Genomic DNA, 14,836 nt, shown 5'->3' with positions numbered 1-14,836 from the left:
AAAATTACCAAACGAGTTGGTTTCCGTAACCCATGCATCTTAGCATCGCGCGACTACAGGGCATCGACCAGTGGCGCCTGTCGGATGCCATGACGCGATTGCCGCCAGTATTCCGGCATTCACTTGCTGAACTCGTCGTCAAGAATGCGCAATGCTTCTTCATACTTGGCCGTGGATGCTCCGATCTGCCGTGATTGCCAGATATTGTCGGTGAGATCCGCCCGTTTCACCGGCAGCGCCAATGGGTTCGATGCGGCCCGGCGTACGAATGCGAAATAGTCCTCGCCTTCTCTGCGTGTCATGGCATCGACCGCAGCGGCGATCGTCGGTCCAAAGCCCGCCTCCTCGAGCTTGGCCCGGCTCCAGCCTTCGCTTTTTTCCAGGACGTCGTGCAGATAGGCGACAACTTTCTCGTCTATCGTTTCGACGGCGTCGACTACTCGACGGCAATGGTCGATATAGGGTCCTCCTGTCTTGTCGTGCTGCGATGCATGCGCCTGCTCCGCAATCTTGGCCGCCCGATAAAAAATACTCATCGCATCCATCTCCACCCTTTCGGCCAGCGATCCGCGTTGCCTTCAGAGCTACCAGCGTTCCTCGGTTTCGCGGTGCGGCAAGTCCACGCCGCAGCAGACCCAGCCAAGCCGCTGCCCTGATCCGTAATTGTAGCGAGGCTCCAACCGCGCTGGGTCGTCGAATGTGCCGACATGCAGCGCGATTTCCCCGGGCGAGACGTCATAGGCAAGGGTGAGCGGCGATCCGCAGGCAGGACAGAACCCCCTTTGGGCGATCGGTGAAGATCGGCGATAGGCGGGAGTGGCGTCGATCCAGGTCAGGTCTGGCGAAGGCACCCACGCCAGGACCGCGAATGCACTTCCGGTCGCGCGCCGGCACATATCGCAATGGCAATAGTGCACTCTCGGTTCGCTTGTGACGTTGAAGCGAATCCGGCCGCAAAGACATCCGCCGTTCAGTTCCACCTTGGCTCCAGTCCGATGGGCCTGCGTTTCGGCAGGCTCTCCAATCCCGTGCGGGCAGCTTCGTTCATCTGGCGAAAACGTCGGCCGCCCTCGTCGGTTCCTGTGCCCCGCAGGAGCGAGTTCGCGCACGAGGCGCTTGTCTTTTCCACCGCCGTGCCATCGAGGCTGCTTCTGTCGGCGACCCTGCGGAAAATGGGCCAGCCAGGGTCCAGAGCCAGTCCGCCGATCGGCTATCAAGCCGCTTCGGTTTCGACGAAGCAATGGGCAGAAAAAGACTTCTTTTTGCGATCCGGCCCGGATGCTCTGTTGCGAACCTTAGAACACGCAAGGCTCGCTGGGAGGCGACGCCCAAACAAGAGCGGCTGCCGAAACGCAACCGGCATAGGCCGCGAGAATGAGGCCGATGCCGGCAACAGCCATAGGGGAACCACGACAATGAAGACATTTCGAAACTGCCTGATGGGCGCGGTCGGCGCAGGCCTGCTGGGCCTGGGACTTGCAGCTCCCGCCAATGCGGGCGCCATCCGTCTCGGCATGACGACCTGGGTAGGTTACGGGCCGCTGTTTCTTGCCCGCGACCTCGGTTACTTCAAGGAGGCCGGCGTCGACGTCGACCTGAAGGTCATAGAAGAATCAGCGCTTTACATGGCTGCGGTCGCCGGCGGCGATCTCGATGGCGCCGCCTCCACCGTCGACGAGCTGATGAAGTACCGCTCGGACGATCTCTGCTTCAAATACGTTCTTGCGCTCGACGACAGCCACGGCGGTGATGGCGTCGTCACGCAGCCCGAGATCAAGTCGCTCAAGGATTTGAAGGGCCAGCAGGTGGCCTTGAACGAGGGCTCCGTTTCCGAATTCTGGTTCAACGTGCTCCTGAAAAAGGAAGGCATGACCGAGGACGACGTTACCATTACCAACATGACCGCCGACGACGCGGCGACCGCCTTCATCGCCGGCCAGGTTCCCGCCGCCGTGACGTGGGAGCCGCACCTTACCGAAGTCCGCAAGGGCGGCAAGGGAAAGGTGTTGATCGATTCCACGACCACCCCTGGCTTGATCGTGGATGTGATCGCCCTCAAATGCGATCTGATCGAAAAGCATCCCGAGGACGTAAAGGCCCTCGTCAAGGGCTATTACAAAGCGGTTGAATACATCAAGACCAATCCGGAAAAGGCCTATGAGATCATGGCCAAGGGCATTGGCGGCTATCTCGAAAAGCCCGAGGATTTCGCCGCCGGCGCCAAGGGCGTGCGCTATTACGATCGTGATCGCAACCTGGAATTCTTCGGCACGCCGGAAAAGAGCGAGGCGTCCGAGCTGGTGAATTTCGCGCAGGACATCTGGGGCAAGGCCGGCAAGCTCAAGATGACGATCGACGCGAAAACCATCCTCGACACCGATTTCATCAGGGAACAGTGAGCCTCCGGGATAGCCGGGGTCGGTCCGCCTGGCCGAACCCGGTTTCCCAAAAGGCCAGAGCTTCGCGCTTCAGAAAATCAACGGAGGCCATGCCATGGCACAGAGGCGGACGGCGTGGACACGCCTGACGACCCCATTCGCCAACATTCCCGCCAGCACGGCAACGACACTCGCGCTGGCGATGTGGGTGGTCGTGATCGGCGGCTGGGCGCTGCTGTCCTATGGCCGCGTGGTGCCGAACATGTTCCTGCCGACGCCGGGAACCGTGCTGCAGACGACCTATCGCATGTCCCTGGACGGCAGCCTTTTCTACCACACTTTGACCAGCGCCAAGGTGGTGATCCTGGGCTTCATCGTCTCCTCGCTGATCTCGGTGCCACTGGGGCTGTGGATGGGGACCTACCGGGTGGTGCAGGCGCCGCTGGAGCCCTTGGTCAACTTCATCCGCTACCTGCCTGTGACCTCCTTCGTGCCCCTGTTCATCCTTTGGATCGGCATCGGTATCGAACAGCGCATAGCGGTCATCTTCTTCGGCACCTTCTTCCAGCAGCTCGTGATGATTTCCGACTGTGCGCGCAGCGTCTCCAGGGACCTGGTCAACGCCTCCTACACTCTGGGCACCAAGCGCAGCGAAGCGGTGTGGCACGTCATTTTCCCGGCCGCGCTTCCAGCCATCCTCGACACGCTTCGCGTCACCATGGGCTGGGCCTGGACCTATCTGGTCGTGGCCGAACTCGTCGCCGCGTCGAGCGGCCTCGGCTATATCAGCCTGAAGGCGATGCGAGGCTTCCAGGTCGATGTGATCTTCATGGCAATCGCCGCGATCGGGCTTCTGGGCCTTATCACCGATACGGCGTTCCGCGTTATCAGGGCCAGGGTCGCGCCATGGGCATCCTGATTTTGAACGCAAGCTCGCAAACCGCAGTCGGATCAAGGGTAGCAATGAGCGAGACCATCAAGGCGAACGATCTGGCCGGCACGGCCGCGACGACCGGCGATCCGCGCTCGACCGGCACGACGATGGCCGTTGAGGACGTGACATTGCGTTACGGCGACGCCAACGGCGTGCTGGCGTTGGACGATGTGTCGCTGAAGGTGGCCAAGAACGAATTCTGCGTCATCGTCGGCCCTTCGGGATGCGGCAAATCGAGCCTGCTCTACCTTGCGGCCGGCCTCAATGACGCGACTTCGGGCAGCATCAAGGTCGATGGCAGGGAAGTGATCGAACCGGGCCCCGACAGAGGCATGGTGTTCCAGAGCTACACTTTGTTCCCCTGGCTCACCGTGCGCGCCAACATCGAGTATGGACCCAAGCGCAAGGGCCTGCCGGCGGGGCGGCGCAAGCAGATCGTCGACCAGTATCTCGACGAAGTCGGCCTCGCGCCCTTTGCCGACCACTACCCCGCCCAGCTTTCCGGCGGCATGAAGCAGCGTGTGGCGATCGCGCGCGCCCTTGCCAACGATCCGGCCGTTCTGTTGATGGACGAACCCTTCGGCGCCCTCGACAGTCAGACGCGCGGCACCATGCAAAAACTGCTGTTGCGCGTCTGGGAGCGGCAGCAAAAGACGGTGCTGTTCGTTACTCACGATATAGACGAGGCACTGGTCCTGGGCGATCGCGTCCTGGTGATGACGGCCCGGCCCGGCAAGATCAAGGCCGAGATCAAGGTCGACATCCCAAGGCCGCGTTCGATGGATGTGATCCTCGAACCCGAGTTCATCGCTCTCAAGCGCCGCATCCTCGGCCTCTTGCATGACGAGATCGATGAGGATCTTTGAGAGCAATCTCAAGGAAACACAAACGGTCGTAGGCAGCTCGGCGTTGCCAATGCTGAACTCCCTACGATGTTGAAAGGCTGGGCGGATCGTTATCTTTCGCCGCGACGCGCCGAGCCCAGGATCATCTCCGAGCACTTCTGTCCGATCATCATGCTTGGCGCGTTCGTGTTGCCGCCGATCAGCTTCGGCATGACTGACGCATCGGCGACCCGGAGCCCGTCCATGCCTCGCACTTTCAGCGTCGCCGGATCAACGACCGCCATCGCGTCCGTCCCCATCTTGCAGGTTCCGACAGGGTGGTAGACGGTCAGCGCTTCGGCGCGCAGATAGGCTAGGATCTCGTCGTCGCTACCGACATCCTTGCCCGGAAGCATTTCCTTGCCACGCACCGCATCGAACTCGGATGCGGCGAGGATATTGCGCGCGATCTTGATGCCTTCGACAAGCACCATGGCGTCGTCCTCGTTCGCGAAGAAGCGGTGATCGATGAGAACGTCGCGGCGAGAACTGTCCTGTGACAATCTGATCTCGCCCACGCTTTTCGGCCTGAGAACGCAGGTGTGAATGGCGTAGCCGTGGCCATATTCGATGAGCCTGCCGCGATGGCTGCGATAGCCCGGCACGAAGTGGAACTGAATGTCGGGCAGGCCGTTCGCATGCCGAGTCTTCGCAAAGCCGCCGGCCTCGACATAGTTGGTCGTGAGGATTCCCTTGCGGCGCGCGAAATACTGGAAAGGCGCTGCCGCGATGCGGGGCAGGTTGGCAAACGACAGGCCGAGCGTCCTGGTGCTCCTGGAGCGCACGGTGATCATGCCGTCGACATGGTCCTGCAGGTTCTTGCCGACACCGGGCAGATCGAGAATCGGCGTGATGCCGATCTGCCGCAGCTCGTCCGCGGGGCCGATGCCGGATGCCATCAGGATCTTGGGCGAGTTGATGGCCCCGGCACAGAGCACGATCTCGCGGCTGGCCGCGACTATTTTTTGCTCGCCGTCGTGACGCACCCGCAGGCCGGTGGCGCGCCCTTCGGCAATGACAAGGTCGACCACCTCGCATGCACTGAGCAGCGTCAGGTTCCCGCGATGGAGCACCGGACGCATGAAGGCGGTGAAGCTGCTGAAGCGCTGGCCCCGGTTCTGGGTGACGTTGTAGATCCCGACGCCGAACTGGCTCTCTGCATTGAAGTCTTCGTTGGCGGGCAGGCCGGCACGTTCGCCGGCCAGGACGAACATGGCGGAAAGCACGTTCGGATCGCGCGGATTGTCGACCATGAGCTCGCCGTCCGTGCCGTGATAGCGCGGGTCCTGGGCGATCAGGTTGCGCTCCAGCTTCCTGAACACTGGTAGCACGTCGTTGTAAGCCCAGCCGGCGCAGCCGAGCCCGGCCCACTCGTCATAGTCCTGCGCCGCGCCGCGAATATAGACCATCGAGTTGATCGAACTCGATCCGCCCAGCGCCTTGCCCCGGTTGACCGGAATGCTGCGGTTGTTGAGATGGGGTTGCGGCACGCCGACGAAACAATAGTCGTAGTTCGGGTTGCCATAGAGCGACAGAATGCCCGCCGGAATCCTTACCCGCGGGCTGTTGTCGCTGCCGCCTGCCTCTACCAGGCACACCCTGACCGCCGGATCGGCGCTCAGCCGATTGGCCACCACGCACCCGGCCGAACCCGCGCCGACGACAATATAGTCATAGCTCTCAGTCTTCATGCCAGCCCCTCGAGAATGCCGGCTCGTGGCATTGCCGAACGGGCCGCTGCGAGGCTGCTCCTGTTCCGCAACGATTCCGTGCCGACACATGCCCGGCTTCGCCGCCAACTCATTCGGCGCTGCGGATCCGGCCGCTGAAACTGTAGATGCGTCCATCGGCATGAGAAATTCGGAAATGGTTACGCGTGACTTCGGAGATTCGTTATGGGCGCCCACCGGCACGTGCTGCTACTTGTGAGCGCCAATAGGGAGGCGACCGGATGGCGCACGGCTTGTCCGGAACACGGAGAAATGGATCTCCCGGGGCTGCGTTTGCCGGCCGCCGGAAATCGATTTCATCACGTGCGGCGGGAGCTGTCGGATGGTCAGAAAAGGACCGGGCATGTCGGTTGAGACGATAGACACGCTTGTTGTTGGTGGCGGCCAGGCTGGGGTGGCCATGAGCGAGCACCTGAGCAAATGCGGGGTGCCGCATCTCGTTCTCGAACGCGGTCGCATCGCCGAGCGCTGGCGCTCGCAGCGGTGGGACTCCCTGGTTGCCAACGGCCCGGCCTGGCACGACCGCTTTCCGGGCATGGAATTTCCTGTGACAGGCCCCGATGGCTTTCCCTCCAAGGAAGAGGTCGCCGACTATTTTGTCGCTTACGCAAAGCAGATCAATGCGCCGGTCCGCTGCGGCGTCGAGGTCAGGTCCGTGCAAAGAAATGTCGGCCGGCCCGGATTCCGAGTCGAGACGTCCGATGGCATGATCGAGGCCAACAGCGTTGTCGCGGCGACTGGCCCTTTCCAGGTCCCGGTCATCCCGCCCCTCGTTCCTGCCGATGCCGGCATCCTGCAAATCCACTCCAGCGCCTACCGCAATCCCGCGCAATTGCCGAAAGGCGCGGTGCTGGTGGTCGGCGCGGGATCCTCGGGCGTCCAGATTGCGGACGAACTCCAGCGTGGTGGCAAACGCGTCCATCTCTCGGTCGGCGCGCACGACCGCCCGCCGCGCGCCTATCGCGGCCGCGACTTCTGCTGGTGGCTGGGTGTTCTCGGCAAATGGGACCTCGAAACTCCCGGGCCCGGCACGGAACATGTCACGATCGCGGTGAGTGGCGCGCGGGGCGGAGAAACGATCGATTTTCGCCGTCTGGCGGGGCAGGGGCTTACGCTCGTCGGCATGACGAGGGCGTACCAGGACGGTGCCATGACCTTCGCGCCCGATCTTGCCAAAAACATCGCCCGCGGTGATGCCAATCTGATGGCATTGCTGGACGAGGCCGACGCCTATGTCGCGCGCAACGGTCTCGACCTTCCCGAAGAACCCGCTGCCCGCCGGATCGGCCCTGACCCGGACTGCGTGACCAATCCGATCCTCGAGCTCGATCTGGCCGAAGCCGGGATAAGTTCGATCATCTGGGCGACAGGCTTTGCCGCCGATTACAGCTGGCTCAAGGTCGATGCCTTTGACGAGCAGGGCCGGCCAAGGCACCAGCGCGGCGTCTCGACCGAGCCGGGGATCTATTTCCTGGGACTGCCCTGGCAGTCACGCAGGGGATCGAGCTTCATCTGGGGCGTGTGGCACGATGCCAAGCACGTGGCCGACCGTATTTCGACGCAGCGCAAATATCTCGCTTATCACGCCGCCGCTAAGCGCGAAACCGTGGACGCCTGACCGCCGCCGACGGCTGCCGCGAGCCCGACCTGATGGAGATCAAGATGAAGCATACCCGAATTCGTACCTTCAATACGAAGGACACCTATCCCGAGCAGAAGCTCGACAACGATCTGTGTCAGGCGGTCGTCACACGAGGTGGCCGGACGATCTATCTGCGCGGGCAGTGCCCGCAGGATCTCGATACCGCCACCAATATCGCCAGCCACGATCCGGTCGAGCAGACGCACAAGGTGATGCAGAACATCAAGCAGCTCGTTGAGGAATGCGGCGGCACCATGGAGCATCTGGTGAAGGTGGTGATTTACCTGACTGATGTGCGCCATCGCGAAGCCGTCTACCGGACGATGGGCGAATACATCAAGGGCGTCTATCCGGTTTCGACCGGCCTTGTCGTGTCGGCCCTGGCGCGGCCGGAATGGCTGGTCGAAATCGACGGCACGGCCGTAATTCCGGACTGAGCGCCATGACCTTCTCCATCGTCGCAAGGTGCCGGCGCACCGGTATGTTCGGGGTGGCGATATCCTCATCATCCCCCGCGGTCGCGGCCCGCTGCGCCTATGCACAGGCAGGCGTCGGCGCCGTTGCCAGCCAGAATGTCACGGACCCGACGCTCGGGCCACGGGCGCTGGAACTGATGGCGCGAGGCGCCTCCGCCGCCGAAGCCGTCGCGATCCTGAAGCGTACGGCCGCTTTCAGCGAATACCGGCAGGTCCTGGCGGTCGACAAGGCGGGCGGCAGCGCGATCCATTCGGGACCGAAAGCGCTTGGCATCTGGAGCGAGGCACGCGGCGAGGACGTCGCCTGCGGCGGCAACCTGCTTGCCAGCGATAGGGTTCCGCAAGCCATGGTGGACGCCTTTCTCGCCTCCGAAGGCGATCTCGGCGACCGGCTGATCGTCACCATGCGAGCCGCACTCGAGGCCGGCGGCGAGGCGGGGCCTGTCCGCTCCGCCGGCATGAAACTGGTACGCGATGTGTCATGGCCCGTCGCCGACCTGCGTTGCGACTGGACCGAAGGGTGTCCGATCGAGCATCTGGCAATGCTGTGGGACATCTACAAGCCCCAGCTCGATGCTTATGTCACGCGCGCCCTCAACCCGTCCGGTGCGCCAAGCTACGGCGTTCCCGGTGATGAGTAGTTCGACAATCTGGAGCCGGCATGCACGAACTCAGTCATAAGGATTGGATCGGCAAAGCCTCGGCTGTCCGTTTTCGCGACAGGGCGTTCATCGACGGCAAGGCCTTGCCCGCGTGTTCCGGCAGAACATTCACCAGCATCAATCCTGCCACGGGAGCAACGCTCGCCGAGGTGGCTTCCTGCGGCGAAGAGGACATCGACCTTGCCGTCGCCGCGGCACGTCGCAGTTTTGAGGCCGGCGTCTGGTCGAGAGCGAGCCCTCGGCATCGCAAGCAGGTGCTGCTGCGGCTGGCGGAATTGCTGCGTGAGAACCTGCAGGAGCTCGCGCTGCTGGAATCTCTTGATATGGGCAAACTGGTCAAGGACGCAGCGACCGTCGACGTGCCGGGGTCGGCGGCGATCTTCCAGTGGTACGGCGAAGCGATAGACAAGGTCTATGACGAGGTGGCGCCGACGGCCCGAGGTGACCTTGCTTTGGTACGGCGGGAGCCGCTTGGGGTCGTGGGCGCCGTCGTGCCGTGGAACTTTCCGCTCGACATGGCAACCTGGAAATGCGCGCCCGCGCTGGCTGCCGGCAATTCGGTGGTGCTCAAACCCGCCGAGCAGTCGCCTTTCTCGGCGCTCAGGCTGGCCGAGCTTGCCATGGAAGCAGGCCTGCCCGCCGGCGTGCTCAATGTGGTGCCCGGCCTCGGCGAGACGGCCGGACAGGCGCTTGGCCGCCATATGGACGTGGATTGCCTTGCCTTCACCGGATCGACCGCTGTCGGCAAGATGTTCCTACAATATTCCGGCCAGTCGAACATGAAGCAGGTCTGGCTGGAGACCGGTGGCAAGAGCCCCAATCTGGTGTTCGCCGATTGCGGTGATCTGGACGCGGCAGCTGACATGGCCGCCTTCAGCATCTTCTTCAACCAGGGACAGGTATGCTCGGCCAACTCCCGGCTTCTGGTGGAGCGCGGCATCAAGGATGCGCTGCTCGAGAAACTGGCGCAGCGCGCGACGGCGACCCAGCCCGGCGATCCGCTCGACCCTGCATCCAGGATGGGTGCGATGGTGGACGCGCGCCACGCCGCGACCGTCATGCGTTTCGTCGATGGCGGCAAGAAGTCGGCACGGCTGGTGACTGGCGGCGACCGGGTTACCGTCGGCGGGCGCGGCAGTTTTGTGCAGCCCACGATCTTCGACGACGTCTCGCCCGACGACCCGCTTGCGCGCGACGAGATATTCGGTCCGGTCCTGTCGGTGATCGCCTTCGACACCGAAGACGAGGCGCTTCGCATCGCCAACGACAGCGTCTACGGCCTGGCCGCATCGCTGTGGACCGACAGCCTGTCGCGGGCGCATCGTCTGGCGGAAAGGCTGCGCGCGGGCACGGTTTCCGTGAACACCGTCGATGCGCTGAGCCCGATGACTCCCTTCGGCGGTTTCAAGCAGTCCGGCTTCGGGCGCGACCTGTCGCTGCACGCGCTCGACAAGTACACCGCGCTGAAGACAACCTGGATCAAATATTGAGAAGCGGCCGCGACTTGATCGCCGGCCGCAAACCGGCAACATAGCCACCATGCCGCTTCGCTTCACGCTGAGACAACTCGAATATTTCGTCGCCGTTGGCGAAGCGGGTTCGATCGCCAAGGCGGCCGAGCAGGTGAATGTCTCGCCGCCATCGATCTCGGCGTCGATCGCTCAGCTCGAAGCCGAGTTCGGCGTGCAGCTTTTCGTGCGCAAGCATTCGCATGCGCTGGCGCTGACGGCGGGCGGGCGCCTCTTCCTCAAGGAAGCCGCGCGTCTGCTCAACGAGGCGGACGCGCTGCACGACATTGCCGGGGATATCGCCGAAAAGGTACGCGGACCGCTGGCGATCGGCTGCCTACTCACTTTCGCTCAGATCGTGTTGCCGGCGCTGCGCAAGAAATTCGAGGACGCCTATCCCGATGTGCGGGTCAGGCAATTCGAGCGCAACCAGGGGCAACTGTTCGAGATGCTCCAACGTGGCGAGATAGACGCCGCGCTGACCTACGATCTGGAGCTGTCGCAAGACATGACTTTCGAGCCGCTGATGCAGTTGCCGGCCTATGTCATGCTGCCGGCCGCGCATCGGCTGGCGGCGAAGGCAGGTATCACGCCCGAGGAGCTGGTCGATGAGCCGATGGTGCTGCTTGACCTGCCCTACAGCAGGGAATATTTCCTGTCGGCTTTCCAGCCTAGGGGCCTGCGGCCCAAGATCGTCGAGCGCACCGGCGACATCGCCGTGATGCGCTCGATGGTCGCCAACGGCTTCGGCTACGGCATCGCCAATATGCGGCCGCTCAACACCATGTCGCCGGACGGCAAATTACTGGTCTTTGTGCCATTGTTGGGCGACCTCAGGCCGCTGACCATAGGAATTGCGCTGCCGAACGCCGAGCATCGCACGCTGACGGTGCAGGCCTTCATCGACCACTGTCGCCGCTTCGTCGTCGAGCAGGGCGTCTTCGGTACCGAGCGCATCGTGAAGTGAGGCCTGCCATGCGGCTCACGGCCAGCCGTCCGTGAGCCGTTCCAGCAATCTGTCCAGCATCGCGTCGCAACGCCGCAGCTGTTCGACGCTGACAAATTCGTCGGGCTTGTGTCCCTGCGCCATGGAGCCCGGCCCGCAAACGACTGCGGGCGTGCCGAGATCGCGGCTGAACAATCCGCCCTCCGTGCCGAACGCGACTTTCATCGTGTCGTTGGCACCGGTCAGCGACTTGACGAAAGCCACCGCCTCCGATGCGGCCGGCGTGTCGAGGCCCGGATAGGTGTTGGTGATCTCGATGTCGATTGCTGCCTCTGCCGCGGTCGAAGCGGCGTCCTCGGCAATGCGCACCGCCGCGGCGCGCAGCCTGTCGAGAATGCTGGCGGCGTCGTCGGCGGCAATGTTGCGGATCTCGAAATCGACGTGGCAGAGGTTGGGCACTATGTTGAGCGCGACGCCGGCATTGATCTTGCCGACATGAACCGTCGTGTAGGGAATGTCGTAGTCGCCGTCGCGGGCGCCGTCGCGGGCCAGCCGTTCCTGTTCGTCACGCAAGGCGCGCACGAAATCGCACCCGAGGTGGATTGCATTGAGCGCCAGCGGGGCGAGCGCCGAATGGCCTTCGCGTCCCCTGCAGACGGCGCGAGCGGCAAGCTTGCCCTTGTGCCCGGTCGCCACCTGCATGTTGGTCGGCTCCCCGACGATGCACAGCAGCGGGCGCTGCGGCGCCGCACTCAGCATTTCGATCAGGTCGCGCACGCCCAGGCAGCCGACTTCCTCGTCACATGAGAGCGCCAGATGCAACGGCGTCCGAAGCGCCATCCTGGAGGCCTTGATGCAGGTCGCGAGCGCAGAGGCCACAAAACCCTTCATATCCGCCGCGCCGCGCCCATAAAGCTTGCCGTCGCGCTCGGTCATTTCGAATGGAGGCAGCGTCCAGTCTTGGCCGTCCACGGGAACCACGTCGGTGTGGCCGGACAGCATGACACCGGGTCTGCCTGCCGGGCCAATGGTGGCAAAGAGATTGGCCTTGTGCCTGTCGGCGCTGTGGACGATCTGGCAGGCAACGCCGCTTGCTTCGAGCAAGTCGGCCGTATAACCGATCAGGTCGAGGTTCGAGTCGCGGCTCACCGTGGGGAATGCGATCAGCCGTTCGAGAATTCTGATGCTGTCCATTTTCTGTCTCTCGGTCGGGTTCTGGCTGTCTAGCATCATGCCGCCGATGCTCTGAAGTCGCATTTCGCTCAGCCCCGGTTCAACGCAGACTAATTCGCGCCGGCGCGCGCGATTAGGCGTGTCCTAATCGGCACAGAAGAAATCCGTAGTTTTCCCGCGCCGGCTCCAACTTATGAGTAGTCTCGGCAGCACCGGCGGTGCCGAGCCGGCAGGGAGGAAGCTACATGCGCGACCCACGCTACGACATCCTGTTCGAGCCGATGAAGATAGGTCCGGTGACGGCCAAGAACCGCTTCTATCAGGTTCCGCACTGCAATGGCGGTGGCTATCGCGATCCATCGGCGGCGGCAGAGATGCGCCGCATCAAGTCGGAAGGCGGCTGGGGCGTCATCTTCACCGAGCAGACGGAGATGCACCATACCTCCGAGATCACGCCTTTCATCGAACTGCGGCTATGGGACGACGCCGACATTCCGGCCTTGGCCAAGATGGCCGAGGCCATGCACGAGCACGGGGCGCTGGCCGGCATCCAGCTCGCCTATTCCGGCATCAACGGCCCCAACCTCTACACCAAGGAGGTGCCGCGCGGGCCATCGGCCCTGCCGATCCGCACCTTCACCAACGATCCGGTGCAGGCGCGCGCCATGGACAGAGAGGACATACGCGACCTGCGCCGCTGGCACCGCAATGCCTTCAAACGCGCCAAGCAGGCGGGTTTCGACCTTGTCTGCCTCTATGGCGCGCACGGCTTCGGCATCATCCAGCATTTCCTGTCGACGGCCACCAACCAGCGCGGCGACGAATATGGCGGCTCGCTGGAAAACCGTTCGCGGTTGATGAGCGAGCTGATCGAGGAAGGGCGCGACGCGATCGGCGACACATGCGGCCTGACGCTCAGGCTGTCGTTGGACGAGATGATCGGTGAACTCGGCTTCGCCAATTCGGAGGTCCGCGACATGATCGAGATGCATGCCGAACTGCCCGATCTTTGGGATCTCGCGCACGGCGCCTGGGAGGATTGCTCGGGTCCGTCACGCTTCAAGGACGAGGCGGCGCAGGAAAGCCTGGTATCGGGCATCAAGAAGCTGACCTCGAAGCCGGTCGTCGGCGTCGGCCGCTTCACCTCGCCCGACGTGATGGTCAGGATGATCAGGTCGGGCACGCTCGACTTCATCGGCTGCGCGCGCCCGTCGATCGCCGATCCCTTCCTGCCGAGGAAGGTCGAGGAGGGGCGTATCGAGGACATCCGCGAATGCATTGGCTGCAACATCTGCATCACCGGCGACATGACCATGTCGATCTCGCGCTGCACGCAGAACCCGACCTTCATGGAGGAATGGCGCAAAGGCTGGCATCCTGAGCGCATGCAGGCGAAAGGCGACAGCGACAGCGTGCTGATCGTCGGCGCCGGGCCTGCCGGACTGGAGGCCGCGCGTGCGCTAGGCATGCGCGGCTATGAAGTTGCCATCGCGGAAGCGGGCACCGAGCTTGGCGGGCGCGTGGCGCGCGAAAGCAAACTTCCAGGCCTGTCGGCCTGGGGCAGGGTGCGCGACTATCGGCAGTATCAGCTCAGCCAGATGCCCGATGTCGACATCTATTTCGAAAGCCGGCTGTCGGCCGGTGACATCCTCTCGTTCGGCTTCCAGAACGTCGCCATTGCCACCGGATCGACCTGGCGCCGCGACGGCGTCGCGCGTGCCCATGTCGTGCCGATGCCGATCGACGCCGCGATGCCGGTCTACTCACCCGACGATCTGATGGCCGGCAAGGTTCCGGATGGCAAGGTCGTGCTGTTCGACGACGACCACTATTACATGGGCGGCGTTCTCGCCGAGCTGATGGCGCGTCAGGGAACGAAGGTGACCCTGGTGACGCCGTCGGCCTATGTCTCGGACTGGACACGCAACACGCTGGAGCAAGGAGCCATTCACCGCCGCCTGGTGGAACTCGGCGTCGATATCGTGCTCAACAGGACCGTCACGAGTGTCGCTTCAGGTGGCGTCGTGACGGCCTGCGTCTACACGGGCGCGAAACAGGATCTGGCGGCCGATGCCGCCGTCCTGGTCACGTCACGCAATCAGGACGACGCCGTTTGGCGCGAGCTCAAGGCGCGGGAAAACGAGTGGGCCGACAGCGGCATCCGTTCGATCAAGGTCATCGGCGACGCCGAAGCACCGGGGCCGATCGCCTGGGCAACCTATGCTGGCCACCGCTTCGCCCGAGAGCTGGACGAACCTGACATCGGCGACGCGTTGCCGTTTCGGCGGGAAGTCGCCGCACTGGCGGCGGAATAGAACGCCGGAACGCTGCAGATCAGATCGCCCGCCCTTCCTTGTCGAGAAATGCAGATGCCGGGTTCGGCCCGCAGGCCGACCTTGGCGCTGGTCTCGGGCGCGGTCCTTGATTGTGGATGACGAGGCAGGTCTGGCCTTCGTCCAGCTCGACAGGAACGAGTTCTTGCATGCGGCGTTGCGTATCCGGA

Annotated in this window: 13 protein-coding genes; 9 read left to right on the top strand and 4 right to left on the bottom strand. The window is 63.4% G+C overall.

Annotation, left to right across the window (positions count from 1 at the left end):
* Nucleotides 1-119: 119 nt before the first annotated feature.
* Together X742_RS159780 and X742_RS159785 are read right to left on the bottom strand one after the other, a co-directional pair.
* The gene (locus tag X742_RS159780; protein ID WP_023771398.1) at nucleotides 120-536 is read right to left on the bottom strand and encodes an HD domain-containing protein; all 417 of its coding nucleotides are present in this window, start codon (nucleotides 534-536) and stop codon (nucleotides 120-122) included.
* Between the two features lie 48 nt (nucleotides 537-584).
* Complete coding sequence (locus tag X742_RS159785; protein ID WP_023771397.1) at nucleotides 585-980, bottom strand: GFA family protein; 396 nt, start codon at nucleotides 978-980, stop codon at nucleotides 585-587.
* A gap of 435 nt (nucleotides 981-1,415) precedes the next feature.
* Here X742_RS159785 and X742_RS159790 point away from each other — a divergent pair, with 435 nt between their 5' ends.
* The 3 genes from X742_RS159790 to X742_RS159800 all read left to right on the top strand — a co-directional run bounded on the left by X742_RS159790 (nucleotide 1,416) and on the right by X742_RS159800 (nucleotide 4,178).
* Nucleotides 1,416-2,399 carry an ABC transporter substrate-binding protein gene (locus tag X742_RS159790; RefSeq protein ID WP_023771396.1) on the top strand — a complete coding sequence of 328 codons (984 nt, stop codon included), beginning with the start codon at nucleotides 1,416-1,418 and terminating at the stop codon, nucleotides 2,397-2,399.
* 94 nt (nucleotides 2,400-2,493) lie between these two features.
* On the top strand, nucleotides 2,494-3,297 hold the full coding sequence (locus X742_RS159795; protein ID WP_023771395.1) for an ABC transporter permease: 804 nt from the start codon (nucleotides 2,494-2,496) through the stop codon (nucleotides 3,295-3,297).
* Nucleotides 3,298-3,419: 122 nt separating this feature from the next.
* A complete protein-coding gene (locus X742_RS159800; protein WP_023771394.1) occupies nucleotides 3,420-4,178 on the top strand; it encodes an ABC transporter ATP-binding protein in 759 nt (252 codons plus the stop codon).
* An 89-nt stretch (nucleotides 4,179-4,267) separates the two neighbouring features.
* On the opposite strand, the gene X742_RS159805 is transcribed toward X742_RS159800, so the two are convergent.
* Nucleotides 4,268-5,887, bottom strand: a complete 1,620-nt coding sequence (locus X742_RS159805; RefSeq protein WP_023771393.1) for a GMC family oxidoreductase N-terminal domain-containing protein — start codon at nucleotides 5,885-5,887, stop codon at nucleotides 4,268-4,270.
* A gap of 382 nt (nucleotides 5,888-6,269) precedes the next feature.
* On the opposite strand from X742_RS159805, the gene X742_RS159810 reads away from it, so the two are divergent.
* From X742_RS159810 to X742_RS159830, 5 genes are read left to right on the top strand one after another with little or no spacing between them, the layout of a single operon-like run.
* The gene (locus tag X742_RS159810; RefSeq protein WP_023771392.1) at nucleotides 6,270-7,544 is read left to right on the top strand and encodes an NAD(P)/FAD-dependent oxidoreductase; all 1,275 of its coding nucleotides are present in this window, start codon (nucleotides 6,270-6,272) and stop codon (nucleotides 7,542-7,544) included.
* 44 nt (nucleotides 7,545-7,588) lie between these two features.
* Complete coding sequence (locus tag X742_RS159815; protein ID WP_023771391.1) at nucleotides 7,589-8,005, top strand: RidA family protein; 417 nt, start codon at nucleotides 7,589-7,591, stop codon at nucleotides 8,003-8,005.
* Between the two features lie 5 nt (nucleotides 8,006-8,010).
* Nucleotides 8,011-8,685, top strand: a complete 675-nt coding sequence (locus tag X742_RS159820) for a DUF1028 domain-containing protein (protein ID WP_023771390.1) — start codon at nucleotides 8,011-8,013, stop codon at nucleotides 8,683-8,685.
* Between the two features lie 20 nt (nucleotides 8,686-8,705).
* Complete coding sequence (locus tag X742_RS159825) at nucleotides 8,706-10,196, top strand: aldehyde dehydrogenase (protein ID WP_023771389.1); 1,491 nt, start codon at nucleotides 8,706-8,708, stop codon at nucleotides 10,194-10,196.
* Between the two features lie 49 nt (nucleotides 10,197-10,245).
* Nucleotides 10,246-11,181, top strand: coding sequence for a LysR family transcriptional regulator (locus X742_RS159830; protein WP_023771388.1), 936 nt, complete (start codon nucleotides 10,246-10,248; stop codon nucleotides 11,179-11,181).
* A 15-nt stretch (nucleotides 11,182-11,196) separates the two neighbouring features.
* Here X742_RS159830 and argE read toward each other — a convergent pair whose 3' ends face one another.
* Nucleotides 11,197-12,354 carry an acetylornithine deacetylase gene (gene argE, locus X742_RS159835; protein ID WP_023771387.1) on the bottom strand — a complete coding sequence of 386 codons (1,158 nt, stop codon included), beginning with the start codon at nucleotides 12,352-12,354 and terminating at the stop codon, nucleotides 11,197-11,199.
* A gap of 224 nt (nucleotides 12,355-12,578) precedes the next feature.
* Here argE and X742_RS159840 point away from each other — a divergent pair, with 224 nt between their 5' ends.
* Nucleotides 12,579-14,648 carry an FAD-dependent oxidoreductase gene (locus tag X742_RS159840; protein ID WP_023771386.1) on the top strand — a complete coding sequence of 690 codons (2,070 nt, stop codon included), beginning with the start codon at nucleotides 12,579-12,581 and terminating at the stop codon, nucleotides 14,646-14,648.
* Nucleotides 14,649-14,836: the final 188 nt, after the last annotated feature.

Source organism: Mesorhizobium sp. LNHC229A00 (assembly GCF_000502415.1).
GTDB lineage: Bacteria > Pseudomonadota > Alphaproteobacteria > Rhizobiales > Rhizobiaceae > Mesorhizobium.
This window is presented reverse-complemented; position numbering and strand designations above follow the sequence as displayed.

Coding starts and splice junctions, on each gene's coding strand:
- X742_RS159810 (WP_023771392.1), top strand. CDS start 6,270: ATGTCGGTTGAGACGATAGACACGCTTGTTGTTGGTGGCGGCCAGGCT.
- argE (WP_023771387.1), bottom strand. CDS start 12,354: ATGGACAGCATCAGAATTCTCGAACGGCTGATCGCATTCCCCACGGTG.
- X742_RS159795 (WP_023771395.1), top strand. CDS start 2,494: ATGGCACAGAGGCGGACGGCGTGGACACGCCTGACGACCCCATTCGCC.
- X742_RS159820 (WP_023771390.1), top strand. CDS start 8,011: ATGACCTTCTCCATCGTCGCAAGGTGCCGGCGCACCGGTATGTTCGGG.
- X742_RS159830 (WP_023771388.1), top strand. CDS start 10,246: ATGCCGCTTCGCTTCACGCTGAGACAACTCGAATATTTCGTCGCCGTT.
- X742_RS159800 (WP_023771394.1), top strand. CDS start 3,420: ATGGCCGTTGAGGACGTGACATTGCGTTACGGCGACGCCAACGGCGTG.
- X742_RS159840 (WP_023771386.1), top strand. CDS start 12,579: ATGCGCGACCCACGCTACGACATCCTGTTCGAGCCGATGAAGATAGGT.
- X742_RS159805 (WP_023771393.1), bottom strand. CDS start 5,887: ATGAAGACTGAGAGCTATGACTATATTGTCGTCGGCGCGGGTTCGGCC.
- X742_RS159780 (WP_023771398.1), bottom strand. CDS start 536: ATGAGTATTTTTTATCGGGCGGCCAAGATTGCGGAGCAGGCGCATGCA.
- X742_RS159790 (WP_023771396.1), top strand. CDS start 1,416: ATGAAGACATTTCGAAACTGCCTGATGGGCGCGGTCGGCGCAGGCCTG.
- X742_RS159815 (WP_023771391.1), top strand. CDS start 7,589: ATGAAGCATACCCGAATTCGTACCTTCAATACGAAGGACACCTATCCC.
- X742_RS159825 (WP_023771389.1), top strand. CDS start 8,706: ATGCACGAACTCAGTCATAAGGATTGGATCGGCAAAGCCTCGGCTGTC.